The organism is Sphingomonas montanisoli (assembly GCF_008274695.1).
Classification (GTDB): Bacteria; Pseudomonadota; Alphaproteobacteria; order Sphingomonadales; family Sphingomonadaceae; genus Rhizorhabdus; species Rhizorhabdus montanisoli.
This window is the reverse complement of the sequence record NZ_VTOU01000001.1, coordinates 48,544-63,497: the sequence shown is the minus strand read 5'-3', so window position 1 is coordinate 63,497 and position 14,954 is coordinate 48,544. Positions and strand designations below refer to the sequence as shown.

The 14,954-nt window shown below is 64.3% G+C and carries 14 protein-coding genes and 1 tRNA gene; 6 read left to right on the top strand and 9 right to left on the bottom strand.

Annotated elements, in window-relative coordinates; genetic code table 11:
• Positions 1–7 precede the first annotated feature (7 nt).
• Positions 8–793 carry a class II aldolase/adducin family protein gene (locus FYJ91_RS00325; RefSeq protein WP_149520302.1) on the bottom strand — a complete coding sequence of 262 codons (786 nt, stop codon included), beginning with the start codon at positions 791–793 and terminating at the stop codon, positions 8–10.
• A 148-nt stretch (positions 794–941) separates the two neighbouring features.
• Between FYJ91_RS00325 and FYJ91_RS00320 the strand changes: the two genes are divergently transcribed.
• Positions 942–2,672, top strand: a complete 1,731-nt coding sequence (locus tag FYJ91_RS00320) for an N-acyl-D-amino-acid deacylase family protein (protein WP_149520301.1) — start codon at positions 942–944, stop codon at positions 2,670–2,672.
• A 58-nt stretch (positions 2,673–2,730) separates the two neighbouring features.
• Positions 2,731–3,219: a pyridoxamine 5'-phosphate oxidase family protein gene (locus FYJ91_RS00315; RefSeq protein ID WP_149520300.1), complete on the top strand. Its 489-nt coding sequence runs from the start codon at positions 2,731–2,733 to the stop codon at positions 3,217–3,219.
• 4 nt (positions 3,220–3,223) lie between these two features.
• Here FYJ91_RS00315 and FYJ91_RS00310 read toward each other — a convergent pair whose 3' ends face one another.
• Positions 3,224–4,081 (bottom strand): S41 family peptidase, encoded by an 858-nt coding sequence (locus tag FYJ91_RS00310; RefSeq protein WP_149520299.1) that lies wholly within the window; start codon positions 4,079–4,081, stop codon positions 3,224–3,226.
• A complete protein-coding gene (locus tag FYJ91_RS00305; protein ID WP_149520298.1) occupies positions 4,066–4,962 on the bottom strand; it encodes a hypothetical protein in 897 nt (298 codons plus the stop codon). The genes FYJ91_RS00310 and FYJ91_RS00305 overlap by 16 nt, the downstream gene beginning before the upstream one ends.
• 54 nt (positions 4,963–5,016) lie before the next feature.
• Here FYJ91_RS00305 and FYJ91_RS00300 point away from each other — a divergent pair, with 54 nt between their 5' ends.
• Positions 5,017–6,690, top strand: a complete 1,674-nt coding sequence (locus FYJ91_RS00300) for a formate--tetrahydrofolate ligase (RefSeq protein WP_149520297.1) — start codon at positions 5,017–5,019, stop codon at positions 6,688–6,690.
• Between the two features lie 147 nt (positions 6,691–6,837).
• On the opposite strand, the gene FYJ91_RS00295 is transcribed toward FYJ91_RS00300, so the two are convergent.
• Genes FYJ91_RS00295 through FYJ91_RS00285 form a run of 3 tightly spaced genes read right to left on the bottom strand, consistent with a single transcriptional unit; the run spans position 6,838 to position 9,268 of the window.
• Positions 6,838–7,467, bottom strand: a complete 630-nt coding sequence (locus FYJ91_RS00295) for a TetR/AcrR family transcriptional regulator (protein ID WP_149520296.1) — start codon at positions 7,465–7,467, stop codon at positions 6,838–6,840.
• Positions 7,468–7,509: 42 nt separating this feature from the next.
• Complete coding sequence (locus tag FYJ91_RS00290; protein ID WP_149520295.1) at positions 7,510–8,673, bottom strand: MFS transporter; 1,164 nt, start codon at positions 8,671–8,673, stop codon at positions 7,510–7,512.
• A gap of 4 nt (positions 8,674–8,677) precedes the next feature.
• Positions 8,678–9,268, bottom strand: a complete 591-nt coding sequence (locus FYJ91_RS00285) for a cupin domain-containing protein (protein WP_149520294.1) — start codon at positions 9,266–9,268, stop codon at positions 8,678–8,680.
• Positions 9,269–9,487: 219 nt separating this feature from the next.
• Between FYJ91_RS00285 and FYJ91_RS00280 the strand changes: the two genes are divergently transcribed.
• Positions 9,488–9,564: transfer RNA gene (locus tag FYJ91_RS00280), tRNA-Met, on the top strand.
• 91 nt (positions 9,565–9,655) lie between these two features.
• The gene (locus tag FYJ91_RS00275; protein ID WP_149520293.1) at positions 9,656–10,063 is read left to right on the top strand and encodes a DUF3775 domain-containing protein; all 408 of its coding nucleotides are present in this window, start codon (positions 9,656–9,658) and stop codon (positions 10,061–10,063) included.
• A gap of 35 nt (positions 10,064–10,098) precedes the next feature.
• Here the strand turns inward: FYJ91_RS00275 and FYJ91_RS00270 are convergent, their stop codons facing one another.
• The 3 genes from FYJ91_RS00270 to FYJ91_RS00260 form a co-directional block, all read right to left on the bottom strand.
• Positions 10,099–12,054: a potassium transporter Kup gene (locus FYJ91_RS00270; RefSeq protein WP_149520292.1), complete on the bottom strand. Its 1,956-nt coding sequence runs from the start codon at positions 12,052–12,054 to the stop codon at positions 10,099–10,101.
• Positions 12,055–12,177: 123 nt separating this feature from the next.
• Positions 12,178–12,891, bottom strand: coding sequence for a dienelactone hydrolase family protein (locus tag FYJ91_RS00265; RefSeq protein ID WP_181008287.1), 714 nt, complete (start codon positions 12,889–12,891; stop codon positions 12,178–12,180).
• A gap of 254 nt (positions 12,892–13,145) precedes the next feature.
• Positions 13,146–13,409, bottom strand: a complete 264-nt coding sequence (locus FYJ91_RS00260) for a hypothetical protein (protein ID WP_149520290.1) — start codon at positions 13,407–13,409, stop codon at positions 13,146–13,148.
• Between the two features lie 370 nt (positions 13,410–13,779).
• Here FYJ91_RS00260 and ald point away from each other — a divergent pair, with 370 nt between their 5' ends.
• A complete protein-coding gene (gene ald, locus FYJ91_RS00255) occupies positions 13,780–14,877 on the top strand; it encodes an alanine dehydrogenase (RefSeq protein WP_149520289.1) in 1,098 nt (365 codons plus the stop codon).
• Positions 14,878–14,954 lie beyond the last annotated feature (77 nt).

Below are 14,954 nucleotides of genomic sequence, written 5' to 3'. Positions count from 1 at the left end.
GGATCCTTCAGTCGAAAAGGTCGGGTTCGTCGCGGACGACCATGTCCCAATAGGGTTTGAACCCGTAGATGCCGGCAATCTCGGACCCGATCTGGCCGCGCGTCTTTATCGCGATGTCGTGCGGGATCGGGATCGGCGTGCCGACAGCCTCGGCCGACAGTTGCACCTGCGCGGCGTTCTCCATGCCGATATAGCGCCACACCGCGCTTTCGATCGATCCGCCGACGGTCAGCAGCCCGTGATTCTGAAGGATCACCGCCTTGCCGTCACCCAGCGCCTCGCCGATGCGATCACCCTCATCGGTGTCGTAAACCACGCCCGAAAAGGCCGAGAACACCTTGTGATCCTGATAGAAGGCGCACGCATCCTGCGTCAGCGGATCGAGCGTGCGGCCCAGAGTCGACCAGGTCTTGCCGTGGATCGAGTGCGAATGTGCCGCAGCCAACACGTCCGGCCGCGCCTCGTGAAGTCGCGCATGGATAGCAAAAGCCGCACGGTTAAGCTGCCCTTCGCCCTCGACCCGGCGTCCCTCATGGTTGACCATGATCAGGCTCGACACCGTGATATGGCCGAACGGCACCGTGTACGGGTTGACCCAGAAATGCGTCGGATCGCCGGGATCGCGCACCGTGATATGCCCGGCCCCGCCCATGTCGTAGCCCAGGCGCCCGAAGATACGGCACGCTGCCGCAAGCCGTTGCTTTCGATAGAGTCGCTCCTCTGCGATCGACTCGCGCGGAGGCGGTAACTCCTTGCCCTTCGGCCAGATCGTCGGGACGATCTTCGACTCCATAACGGTCGGCTCCCTCTCTCGTTGGCAAAAGAGTTAACTCAATTGCACAAGCGACGCAATGCTCGCTCATTTGTCGTGATGGCCAATAAATCCACGCTGTTCAGCCCGCGACCGAAGGCGCACACTTCCCGAAAATATGGAGAGAGTGATGGCCGAAACGGCATATGACCTGGTGATCCGCGGCGGAACCGTCGTCGACGGCAGCGGTGGCGAGCGTTTCGTTGCCGATGTCGCGGTCAAGGACGGCCGGATCGCCGCCCTCGGCGAGGTTCGCGGCACGGGCGCGCAGGAGATCGACGCGACCGGCCTGATCGTCACTCCCGGCTTCGTCGACGTCCACACCCACTATGACGGGCAGGCTTTGTGGGATGAACGCATGCAGCCATCGTCCTGGCACGGCGTCACCACGATCGTGATGGGCAATTGCGGCGTCGGCTTCGCGCCCTGCAAGCCCGAGGATCGCGAACGGCTCGTCCGGCTGATGGAGGGGGTAGAGGACATCCCCAATCCGGTGATGACCGAGGGCCTTCCCTGGAACTGGTTGAGCTTCCCAGACTATCTCGACGCGATCGAGGAACGGCGCTTCGACGTCGATATCGGCACCCAGTTGCCCCACGCCGCTCTGCGCACCTATGTGATGGGCGAGCGCGCAACCTGCTTCGAGCAGGCGACCGAGGCCGATATCAACGCGATGGCCGCGATCGCGAAACGCGCGGTGGAAGCCGGCGCGCTGGGCTTTTCCACGTCGCGCACGATCAACCACAAGACGCCGGACGGTGAGCATACACCCACGCTCAAGGCGGCCGAACGCGAACTCATCGGCATCGCCAAGGGCCTTGCGGCCGCCGGCAAGGGCACGCTGCAGATGATCTGCGACTTCGACGACGTCGACAGCGAGTTCGCGCTGATGCGCCACATGGTCGAGGAAAGCGGCCGCCCCCTCTCCTTCTCGCTGATGCAGAAGCATGAGCGGCCCGAGGACTGGCGCCGGATCGTCGCGCATCTGGGCGACGCGGTGGATGCGGGCCTGCCGATGAAGGCACAGGTGGCGGCGCGCGGCGTCGGCGCGCTGCAGGGGCTGGAACTGACCTACAACCCCTTCATCGCCAACCCGGTGTTCCGCGAGATCATCGCGTTGCCCCATGCCGAAAAGGTGGCGAAGCTGAGCGACCCGATCTTCCGCGAACGGCTGCTGGAGGCGAACCGCAGCCCCGATCTGCCCGCCGGGCTACGCAATTTCAGCCGCATGTACATCCTAGCCCGCGAAAATACCGATTACGAACCACGCGCCGAAGATTCGATCGCGGGCCTCGCGGAAGCGCGCGGGGTGGAGCCAGCGGAAATCGCGCTCGACCATATGCTGAGCGATGGCGGACGCGGGCTGATCTATACCGTCGCGACCAACTATGCGCATGGCAATCTCGATCATGCGCGCGAGCTTCTGCTCGATCCCAACACCATCCCGGGCCTGTCCGATGGAGGCGCGCATATGGGGATCATCTGCGACGGCTCCTTCCCGACCCAGGTGATGCTCTGGGCGAAGCGGACGCGCGGCGAAGGCATCGGTATCGAAGAACTCGTGCAGATGCAGGCGAACGATACCGCGCAGGCACTCGGCCTCGCCGATCGCGGGCGGATCGAGCCGGGGCTGCGCGCCGATCTCAACATCATCGATCTCGATGCCCTGAGCCTCTACGCGCCCGAAGTGCGCTACGATCTGCCGACCGGCGCTCGTCGCCTCGTCCAGCGCGCGGAGGGCTATCGCTGGACGATCGTCGCCGGCGAAGTGACCTATCGCGATGGCGAGCCGACCGACGCCCTGCCCGGCCGCCTCGTGCGCGGGGCGCGGGGCAAGGAAAGGATCGCGGCGGCAGCCTGAGGGAACCGCGTTTCCCGGCCATCCGTTTCCGCGGCAACGACAGCCGAGGAGAATGAACATGCCGACCCCGCAGGAGCTCGAAGCCAAGTTCTGGAAAGCCCTTAAATCCGACATGACGATCATGCTCGGGCAGGACGGGGCCGAGGACGGCCATACCCGCCCGATGACCGTTCAGGTCGAAGGCGATCACGGCCCGTTGTGGATGTTCACTTCCACCGACAATGCCTTCGCCAACAGCCTCGCCAATTATGGCGGCCGCGCGATCGCGACTTTTGCGTCGAAGGGGCATGATCTGTTCGCGACGATCCATGGCACCGTCCGTGTCGATACCGACCGCGCCGTCGTCGACCGGCTGTGGAACAGCCACGTCGCCGCCTGGTACGAAGACGGCAAGGACGATCCCAAGATCGTCCTGCTGCGCCTCGACCCCGAGAAGGCCGAGATCTGGGAGAACGGATCGAGCCTGATCGCGGGCATCAAGACGATGATCGGCCGCGATCCGAAAGAGGATTACAAGGAAAAGGTCGCCGAGGTTTCGCTCAACTAGGCCGTCAGCACGCCGCTCCACCTCTTGCGAGGTGGAGCGCGCAGGCCATCGGCGCATCTTCGTCGGGACGCTCCGCCACACGATGCCGCGGCATGACCCCAACTTTCTCGATCCGGGCTCCGTCCGGCAGGCGCACGTCATAATCCGCCACGGTAAGCCGCCCCCCGTCAGGCAAGCGATAGTCCGCGCCGCCCGTCACCGCCCCCTTGCTACGCTGGCCGATGATCTTGGCGCCCGCCCGCTCCAGCGCGACCGCCAGCAGTTCTGCGGCACTCGCCGTCCTCGGGCCGATCAGGACGAACACCGGCCCGTCATACAGGCGCGTCCCTGCCGCGCGCTCGATCCTTTCGCCCCACAACAGCGGCGTGCCCTTCGGCAGAAACATCCCCGCGATCCGATCGAAGACGTCATCCCGACCACCGCCATTCGCGCGCAGGTCGAGGATCAGCGCGGTGGGTCGGATCGCCTTGATTGTTGCGCGCAGCCATCGCTCTTCGGGCGGGATGAACGCGTCGAAGCGGATCGACCAGATGCCCTGCGCGATTTCGCGTGCTTCACGCTTCGTCCGGTCGGGCGCGCGCTCCATAGCCAGCGCCGCAGGCGAGCGCGCATAGACGTGGCTGTCGCCGATCTTTGCCAGCATCGTGTTGAGCGTCGCATAGAACGCTGCCTGATCGGGCGCGGAAAGCGCCTCCGCACGATAGTGATCGCGCAGCGCAGGCCAGTCGGCTCCACCAAAATTGCGATCCCAATAGTGGCGATCGACCAGCGTCCAGGCGCGATCGAATGTCCGTGCATTGTCGGGCGATGCAGCACAGAGCGGCAGCATCGCCGCGACCAGCGCGATTAATCGAAGGCGCATCGCAACGTCATCCGCTGAGCCGGCACATCGACCTGGATTTCGGCGCAGCGGTTCAGCCGGTCGCGCGCGAGCATTACCACCGGCCAAGCCTCCTGCCGCTTTATCCGCCGCTGGACCACGATGTCGCCCGGATCGCTATCGTGATCGACAAAGGTCTCGCGCCCGCCAAAATCCGTCATCCGCACCGGGATTTCGGCGAAGGAGAATCCGGCGATGTCTGCCGGCCGTCCGAAACGCACCCGCCGCGCCGGCCGTGTCACCCCGAAAGCTGCGGGAATTTCGAAACTCTCGCCCTCGGGCGCACCGCCTAGCCGGCGCGCAAGGATTGCCCCGGCCGCTGCGGTCGCGACGCTCCGATCGCGGGTCGGCGCGAACTGGATCGCGACCGTGCTGTCCGCCGGAACCGCCTCCAGCCCGCGTTCGATCGTCGATCGCACCGGCAGGCTGCGTTCCGTCGGCGAACCGACGACATCGTCGCGAAGGAAGCGGACTGTCGCATAAGGCAGCAGGCCGATGCCGATCTCGCCATCCACACCATCGCAGCATGATCGTCCATGCGATGACAGCTGCACCATCCGCTTCGTCTTGCCGATCCGCAGTTCGCCGATCGCGGTCACGCCCTTGATTGTCTCGCGTCCCACCTCGGCATCGAAGCCATCCTCGAAACGCAGGGGAAGCCGTGCGATCACGTCGGCATTGATCTCGACGACATCTTTCGCCTCCAGCCCAACCCGAAGCCGTAATGGCACACCTGCCATCTCAACCGCGATCACCGGCGCATCCATCGGCAGCACGATTTCGCCACGGGGCGCTCGCGGCGCGCGGGCACCGGCCGGGGATATCAGCGCCAGCGCTCCAATGATCCACAGATAGTTCGTCATGACGCGCCAACGAGGGGATAGCGCAGGCCGTTCCGCCTTGATACCGATCGGTCCATGCAGACCGATATCGAGATCGCCCGCGCCGCCACGCTTCGTCCCATCGCCGCCGTCGCGGGCAGCCTGGGGATACCGGACGAGGCCGTCGAACCTTATGGTCGATACAAGGCCAAGATCGCCCTCCCCTGGCTCCGCGATCAGGAAAAGACGGGAAAGCGTGGCAAGCTGATCCTCGTCACCGCGATCAACCCCACCCCGGCAGGCGAAGGCAAGACGACGACGTCAGTGGGCCTCGCCGACGCGCTCAACCGCATCGGGCGCAAGACGGTGCTGTGCCTGCGCGAGCCCTCGCTTGGCCCGTGCTTCGGCATGAAAGGTGGTGCGGCCGGTGGCGGCTTTGCGCAGGTCGCGCCGATGGAGGATATCAACCTCCACTTTACCGGCGATTTCCACGCCATCACCTCGGCGCACAATCTGCTCGCCGCGATGATAGACAATCATATCCACTGGGGTAACGCGCTCGGCATCGACGTGCGCCGGGTGATGTGGCGCCGCGTGCTCGATATGAACGATCGTGCGCTGCGAGACATCGTCCAGTCGATCGGTGGTGCTGCCAACGGCTTCCCCCGCGAATCCGGCTTCGACATCACCGTTGCGTCCGAAGTGATGGCGATCCTGTGCCTGTCCGAAGATCTGGCCGACATGGAGGCGCGGCTCGGCCGCATCGTCGTCGCCTATACCCGCGACCGCAAGCCCATCACAGCCCGTGATCTCAAGGCCGACGGCGCAATGGCGGTGCTTCTGAGCCAGGCGATCCAGCCCAATCTGGTGCAGACGCTCGAAGGCAATCCGGCGTTCGTCCACGGCGGGCCGTTTGCCAATATCGCGCATGGCTGCAATTCCGTCATCGCGACCCGCGCGGCGCTGTCGCTGGGCGACTATGTTGTGACCGAAGCAGGCTTCGGCGCCGATCTGGGCGCGGAGAAATTCTTCGACATCAAGTGCCGGCAGGCCGGGCTATCGCCCGAAGCCGTCGTGATCGTCGCGACGGTGCGCGCGCTCAAGATGAATGGCGGCGTCGCCAAGGCAGATCTGGGCAAGGAAGATGTCGAGGCGGTTCGCCGCGGGTCGGTCAACCTGATCCGCCACATCGAAAATGTCCGCCAGTTCGGCGTGCCCGCCATCGTCGCGATCAATCATTTTGTCAGCGACAGCGAGGCGGAGCTTCAGGTGCTGCGCGATATCGCAGAAGCGCATGGATCACATGCTATACTGTGCCGCCACTGGGCGCAGGGCGGTGCGGGCGCGGTCGAGCTGGCGGAGGCGGTCGCTGCGATCGCCGACAAGGGCGCCGCGCAATTCGCCCCCCTCTACGACGACGGCCTGTCGCTGTTCGACAAGATCAACACCATCGCCACGCGCATCTATCGCGCCGAGGAGGCCGTCGCCGACCCCAGCGTCCGCGCGCAACTCGATCGCTGGGAACAAGCTGGCTACGGGCACCTGCCCGTGTGCCTCGCCAAGACCCAATATAGTTTCTCGACCGACCCCGCATTGCTTGGCGCCCCGACGGGCCATGTCGTGCCGGTGCGCGAAGTACGCCTTTCCGCAGGCGCGGGCTTCGTGGTCGCGATTTGCGGGGAGATCATGACGATGCCCGGGCTGCCGAAAGTGCCGGCCGCAGAAGCCATCCGCATCGACGCCGAGGGTGTGATCGAGGGACTGTTCTAAAAAACGCCATTCCGCCGAGAGGGTGGTGGCGGAATGGCGCGATAGTTTAGCCCGATCGAAGTCGCGTGACAGAGCCATGATCCGCCGCGCGTCTTACCTCGTAGGCACTGTCTATCGAACCTGTTACATCTTGTAAACGACAGGATGTCACGGATAGCGCGCGATGAACCGGCAGAAGGATCGGGTCAGCGCGTCGAGCATATCGTTCCGTTCAAGCAGCGCATAATGGATGATGTAGCTGTTGAACTGTTCGAGGATCAGTTCAACCAGCAGCACCGCATCGGCAAAGCGTTCGCGATCCTGCACGCTGCCGTCCTGTTCGTACCTGAACAGCGGGATATTCTCGGTCAGCTCCGCCATATAATCGCGCACCAGATCCTTCACTGCCTTGGTGAAGGTCGGCTCGACTGCACCCATTTCGAAGAACGCCCGCAATGCGTTGCGATCCTGCTCGTAACCATCGAGCATTTTGGTCAGCCACGCACGCGCGCCCTGCGGATCGCGGGCCTGTTCAGCAGAAATCTGACCCCACACCTTGCGCGCCAGTTGGTGCTGTTCGTCGAAGAACTCCATCGCCACGGCCAACTTGCCGTCGAAATGGCGGTAGAAGGTCTGGCGGCTTACGCCCGCTTCCTGCGCGATATCGTCGACCGAGGGGGCGAGGTAACCCGACCGTTCAAAGACCCGGCGTGCCGCCGCGATCAGCCTGCGGCGATTTTCCTCGCGCTGCGCGCGTGCGAAGGCGCCGAGCGCCGCGACCTGCTTGCCCTTGTTCATGCGCCACCCCTTTGCACTGAAATGCGCCGGGGAAAAGAGCCGTCAGGCCGCGACGGCAAGCGCACGCGGCATCATCGCCCGCACAACCAGCGCGGCGACAAGGCCGAAAATGCCCAGCGCAGCCAGCGCCATGCCCGCATTCGCCAAGCCCGCAATCGGCTCCAATGCGAACTGGGCCAGGAAAGGCGCGGCGAAATACGCGCCGCGTGCCAACCCCATATTACGCGTCTTGTCGATGTCCCGTCCCACCAGCGCCGCAAAGGCGTAGAGATTGGGGGTCACGAAGCCCAAGCCCAGGCCAATCACCGCCTGCCCCGCCAGCAGAATCGGCAGCGTCGCCGCAAAACCGACTAGCAGCAGCCCCGCCGCCATCACCGCGAAGCAAATGATGAAGGTCGCATTCAGCGATACGCTGCGCCGCCACCGGCCGTAGAATATCGACACCACCGCGCCCACCAGCGCACCCGGCAGCATGGTAAGCCCGACGATGCCGGGATCATGGACGCCGATATCGGCAAGGTGGAACGGCGTGTAGAGCGTCTGCGTGCTGACCAGCGCCCCGGTCGCCAGGCCGAGGATCACGATGCCCCACGGGAAAGCCGCCCGATCGACCGATTTCGGACTGTGCTGCGGCGGTGCGCCGACGCTGTGCGGGATGCCCGATGCGACGAGGACGACGACGACCAGCGCGATCGCATGCACCCCGAAGGGCAACCGCCAGTCGATCTTGCCCAAAAAGCCCGAGATCGGCACGAGCACGAGCGCGCCCAGCGTTCCGGTGACCATCACATAGCCAAGCCATCGGTTGCGCTGATCGCCCTCCATCTCGACCGCGATCAGCGAGACGAGCAGCGTGGCGATGATCGCGGTCGACAGGCCAAGGCCGAACCGCGTCGCGACGATCAGCCACAGATTGTCGATCATGCCGCCCGCGACGCCGAAGGCCGCATAGCCGATCAGCCCGAGGATCAGCGCACGACGCCATCCCAGCTTGCGCGCGAGGATGCCGGTGAACGGCGCGAACAGCATCGCGATGCCGATCGAGGTCACCATCAGCCGGGTGAGCCACCCCACCCCCGGCGTCGCCGCGAAATGGGCGCCGACTTTGGGCAGGATGGGCGTCAGCCCGGCGACGGCATAAGCCGACAGGACCGGGGCGAGGAGGATCGAGATGCGGGCGGCGAGCCCGAGCGGTGCGCGCTCCACCGTCTCAGGCCGGAACGCGGTCCGTGGGCTTCACCGTCTCTTCTTTCCAGCGATCCTTGTTGTCGCGATAGCTGGCGGCCATCTTGTCCCAATGGGCGTCGTCATTGCCCTTGAAATGGATGTTGAACGCGGTGGCATTGCGGCATTCGAGAAACTCGACACCATCCTCCAGCGCTTCGAACGTATAGCCGAAGTCGGCCGGGATGAAGATGCCGTCGCCCTTGCGCAGAATCTGCGTGCCCGCACGCAGCGCACCGCCCAGGATATAGTAGATGCAGTCGGCATTGTGGCTGTGGCGCGGCAGGACGTAGCCGCTCTTGAACCAGGAATAGCACAGGCTCATGCCCCCGCCGGGCATGCTGAAGAGAACGCGGACATCTTCGCCCGCAACGCGCTCCTCGCCGCCCTGCGCCGCCGCCAGCTTGGCAAAGCCTGCCATCACGCCCGCATCGACCCCGACAAACGGCATCGCATCCTTGCCCAGTTCGGGTGCGTCGGCGCCGCGGAAGATCTGCATCTTCTGGCGGGTGGCCTTGGGTGCCTCGATGGGCTCCACGGTTTCGGTGGTGGCGGTGCTGCTGATACCGTCGGTCATGGTCTGATCTCCTGGTTCGCGCGTCTCCCCCGCGCTTTATAATGCGTTATTCTCTCGCGGGACCTACGGGTCAAGCATGTCCGAGCGCTAGCGCTCGATTTTCGAACCCAGTTCGTTATCTTAGGCGTCCGTAATTTCCCGGCCGGCGTCGAACGGCCTGTTGACCACCGCGCAGACGCCACCTATAGGCCGCGTCCACCGTGGAGCGGTGCCCATCGGGGCGGAGTAGCTCAGCTGGTTAGAGCAGCGGAATCATAATCCGCGTGTCGGGGGTTCAAGTCCCTCCTCCGCTACCACTCCACGGTCCTTCAAAATCCTTTGCACCGTCCCGGAACCACAGCCGCAGGCCCACGTTGGCCGCACGGACTGGGGAAAAGGAACTGTGCGATGGAACTGACCGTATCGATTGAGACTGTCTGCCGGCTGATCATCCGCGCCCGCGAGCTGGAAGCGCAGGTGCCCGCGATTGAAACCGAGGCGGACACCGACCCCACCGACTCCGACGATCCCTTCGCCGTCATCGAGGACGAAGCCAACGAGGCGATCGAGGAAGAAGTGTCGAGCCTGCTCGACGATCTGGCCGACGATGAGCTTTACGAGGTGCTGGCGCTGGCACTTGTCGGTCGCGGCACGTTCGACGCCAGCGAATGGGACGAGGCGATCGAGGCCGCCGGCGAGGACGGCACCGACGAAGCCGTCGCCCAGCTCATGGATATGCCGATGCTCGCCGGCTATCTGGATGCGGGCCTGGCTGCGTTCGATCTCAGCTGTGAAGGCATCGGCCAGATCGATTGATCCGTCGCCCCGGCGCAAGCCGGGGCACGAAAAACTTAGATCTCCACCTGACTGCCAAGCTCAACGACCCGATTGGTCGGCAGCTTGAAGAACTCCATCGCGCTTTCCGCATTACGCAGCATCCACGCGAACAGCTTCTCGCGCCAGATCGCCATGCCCGGCCGCGACGACGGCAGCAACGTCTGCCGCGCGAGGAAGAAGCTGGTGTCCATCATCCGGAATTCGGGCCCGCACGCGCGGGTCGACGCCAGAACCGCGGGCACGTCCGGATCCTCCATGAAGCCGTAATTGACGACGACGCGATGGAAGCCGTGGCCCAGATCCTTGAAGTCCATCCGGTTGCCGCTCGTGAGATAGGGCACGTCGGCGATCTTGACGGTCAGCAGGATCACCCGCTCGTGCAGCACCTTGTTGTGCTTCAGATTGTGGAGCAGCGCATGGGGCACGCCTTCGGGCGAGCTCGTCATGAACACGGCCGTTCCCGGCACCCGCGTGGCCGATGCCACCGCCGACTGGACGAACACCTTCACCGGCATCGCCACTTCGCGCATCCGCGCCATCATCAGCTGGCGCCCGCGCGCCCATGTGGTCAACAGCGTGAAGGCGATGAAGCCGATCAGCAGCGGGAACCAGCCCCCGTCGGGCACCTTCGTCAAATTCGCGCCGAAATAGGCAAGGTCGACCAGCGCAAATACGCCGATCAGCGGTGCGGCCAGCCACTTGTTCCAGCCCCACAGGTGGACCAGCACGACCGCCAGCAGGCAGGTGTCGATCGCCATCGCACCCGTCACGGCGATGCCATAGGCTGCGGCGAGGTTCGACGAGGAACGGAACGAGATGACCAGCAGGATCACCATCACCATCAGGCCCCAGTTCATCACCGGGATATAGATCTGCCCGATCGCGCCCGCGCTGGTGTGCGTGATGCGCAGTCGCGGCATGAAGCCCAGCTGGATCGCCTGCTGCGTGACCGAGAAAGCGCCCGAAATCACCGCCTGGCTCGCGATCACCGTCGCCATCGTCGCGAGAATGACCAGCGGAAGGCGCAGATATTCGGGCGCCAGCAGGAAGAACGGGTTGTGGATCGTCTGCAGCGCGGTGTTGATGTCCTGCGACAGGATCATCGCCCCCTGCCCCAGATAGTTCAGCATCAGCGCGGGCAGCACGAAGACGAGCCATGATACGCCGATCGGCTTGCGTCCGAAATGGCCCATGTCGGCGTAAAGTGCCTCGGCACCCGTCACCGCCAGCACCACCGAACCCATGGCGAGAAACGCCAGATAGCCGTCGGTGATGAAGAACTGGATCGCATACCAGGGGTTCAACGCCACCAGCACCGCGGGATTGCCCAGGATATGGATGATGCCCAGCACCGCCAGCACGGTGAAATAGACCAGCATGATCGGGCCGAACAACAGCCCCACCTTCGCCGTCCCGCGCGATTGAATGAAGAAAAGGCCGATCAGGATGCCCACTGCGATCGGCAGCACGAAGGGCGTGAAGCCCGGATTGACCGTCGTCAGCCCCTCGACCGCGGACAGCACCGAAATCGCCGGGGTGATCATGCTGTCGCCATAGAACAGGGCCGTGGCGAACACGCCGAGCAGGACGATGCCCTTGGTCCAGCGCTTGCCTTCCGACTTGCGGTTGATCAGCGCGAGCAGCGCCAGGCTGCCGCCCTCGCCCTTGTTGTCGGCGCGCATGATGATCATGACGTACTTGATCGTGACGACCAGCATCATCGACCAGAAGATCAGGCTCAGCACGCCCAGGATGTGGAGCCGATCGGGCAGCAGCGGGTGATGCCCGGCGAATGTTTCGCGGAAGGCGTAGAGCGGGCTCGTGCCGATATCGCCAAAGACGATACCAATCGCGCCCACCACCAGCTTCGCCATGCCGCCGTGCGCGTGGCTCTCGCCCTGCGAGTGGATCGCGACCGGGCCGTTCGGCTCAGACGCGCCGTCGGCCGGCAATTCCGGGTCTGTCGTCATGCGGTGTTGGACTTCCTGGCCGTCAATGGCTTCATCCCGGGCGCCGACTCCGTCCCCCGTGTCTGGCGCATAGCGGCGGGCCACTATCATTTGTTCCATGGGGCCGCAATGGACAGCGCCGGTTCAGCTTCCGAAAGCGTCCCGAAGCAGGAAAGTCGCGGCATTCCAGGATTCGCGGTCGGCATGCGCGTCGTAGCGGTAAACCTCCGGATCGCCCGTCGCATCGGGATCGGTGAAGCTGTGGCGCACCCCGCCATAGAGGTTGACCTGCCACTGGGCGTCGTGATCGCGCATCCCCGCTTCGAACGCCACGACGTCCTCGATCGGCGCATAAGGATCGCGCGTCCCGTTACACACCAGCAGCCGCGCCTTCAGCTTGCCCGCGTCGGACAGGGTCAGCGGGTTCAGCAGCATATGAAAACCAATCGCCGCCCGCAGCGCCGCCCCCGACAGTGCGAACTCCACCGCCATCGCCCCGCCGAAGCAATAACCGATCGCCGCGACCCGCTCGGCATCGACCTCGGGCCGCGCCGCCAGCACATCGAAAGCTTCCTTCGCGCGGCTGCGCATCAACCCGACATCGCCCAGCAGTTCCTGGAAGCGCCGCAGATTCTCGGCGTCGCCCATGTCCGCGCCCCGATAGCCGCCGCCATAATAGTCCGCCGCCAGCGTCACATAGCCCTGCTCGGCCAATCGCCGCGCCGACCGATAGGCCGCCTCCCCGATCCCGCCCCCGCCCGGAAAAACGATCACCCCCGGCCGCGACGACGCCCCCTCGGGCACGAACAATCGCCCGTGCGAGTCCCCGGCACCGTAGCGCACCTTCTCCTCGATCATCCCGCCTCTCCTCCTTCCGCCCGCGAACCGTTGCTCACTTTCACACATGGTCACCCCGGACGTGATCCAGGGTCCAGCGTCTTCTTCCCCTTTCGACGCCGGGAACAGGCAGCTGGACCCCGGATCAACCCCGGGGTGACGCCGATTAGAGAGAACGCCCTACCCACTCGTCATTGCGAGGAGCCGCAGGGGACGCGGCAATCCACTCCGAACTGGATTGGTTCGCTATGCTCGCAATGACGGAAATGGGGTGGTTAGCGGTCGTAGTTCTGTTCCGTTTTCCACAGAATTCCAGCCCAACCGAACAACGCTATTACCGCGAATATGATACCACAAAGCCAACCGAGGATGGGATTGTCTTCCACCTCGTTGATGAACACGAAACCGAAAGGCCAAGGCAAGATCAGCATGCTGATGATCCACAGCCATCCCTGACGTCGGATCGGCCAATACAACAGCGGGTTGATCTTTCTGAACCACGGTTCGCCCATAGGGGCTTGATAACTGAGATCGGGCACGTCCGCTATTGGGGCGGAAGCTGCCGCCTGTTCCTCAAGTCACCTTGACAAATTAGAACAAATAAAGTACAAACCATCTCAATCGCGCTCGCGCGTTGTTCTTTCTCATCGTCCGCCACTCGCTCATTATTGCGAATGCTAATCAATATGATGTGTTTTGACGGGGACGTCGTGATAACTTTGACAACTTCCGAGCATCCATCGTGACGCTGCGAATCGGATTTTCGCGCTTCCCGTTCTACGAAATTATCGTGCCGGCCGGCCGCCCCACACGCGCATCATTACGGCCCCGGCGCGATATATTCGCAACCTTCGTGCCCGGCAAAAGCGTTATATCTGAGGACATATCGCAATCTGCGAGGAGAGAGACATGCGCGTCGGCGTCCCCAAGGAAATCAAGAACCACGAATATCGCGTCGGTCTGACCCCGGCCTCGGTCGCCGAACTGACTGCGGCGGGCCACGAAGTGATCGTCCAGACCCAGGCGGGCATGGGGATCGATTTCGAGGATCAGGACTATGTCGATGCGGGCGCGCGGATCGTGCCCAATGCCGGCGCGGTCTTTTCGGGCGCCGACATGATCGTGAAGGTGAAGGAGCCGCAGCAGAGCGAGATCGCGATGCTGGAATCGCGCCACCTCCTTTTCACCTATCTCCACCTCGCCGCGGACAAGCCGCAGGCCGAAGGGCTGATGGCGTCGGGCGCGACCTGCATCGCCTATGAAACCGTCACGTCGCCGCGCGGCGGCCTTCCTCTCCTCAAGCCCATGTCCGAAGTCGCGGGCCGCATGTCGGTGCAGGTCGGCGCGCATTATCTCGAGAAAGAACAGGGCGGGCGCGGCGTGCTGCTGGGCGGCGTGCCGGGCGTTGCGCCTGCGCGGGTCGCGATCCTCGGCGGCGGCATCGCCGGCGTGAACGCCGCGCAGATGGCGGTCGGCATGCGCGCCGACGTGACGATCTACGACATCTCCAACGATCGCCTCGCCGAACTCGACATGTTCTTTTCCAGCCAGATCAAGACGGCCTATGCCAGCAAGGCCGCGATCGCCGCCGCCGTCGCCAAGGCGCATCTCGTGATCGGCGCGGTGCTGGTGCCCGGCGCCGCAGCCCCCAAGCTCGTCACCCGCGACATGCTCAAGACGATGAAACGCGGTTCGGTCCTCGTCGACATCGCGATTGATCAGGGCGGCTGTTTCGAAACCAGCCACGCCACCACGCATGACGATCCGGTGTTCGAAGTCGACGGCATCATCCACTATTGCGTCGCCAACATGCCCGGCGCGGTCGCGCGCACCTCGGCCTTCGCGCTCAACAACGCCACCCTGCCCTTCGTGCTCAAGCTCGCTCATCTGGGCGCCGAAGCCGCGATGGCGGCCGACCCGCATCTGGCCGCCGGCCTCAATGTTTCGGGCGGCAAGATCCGGCACAAGGCGGTCGCCGACGCGCTCACCTTGCCATTCCACGCCTAAAGCCGAACCGATCGGTTCGCCCGCGTTGACGTGGGCGCACCGGCGGTGCACGATCGCTCCCGGATCAGGCCGTCATC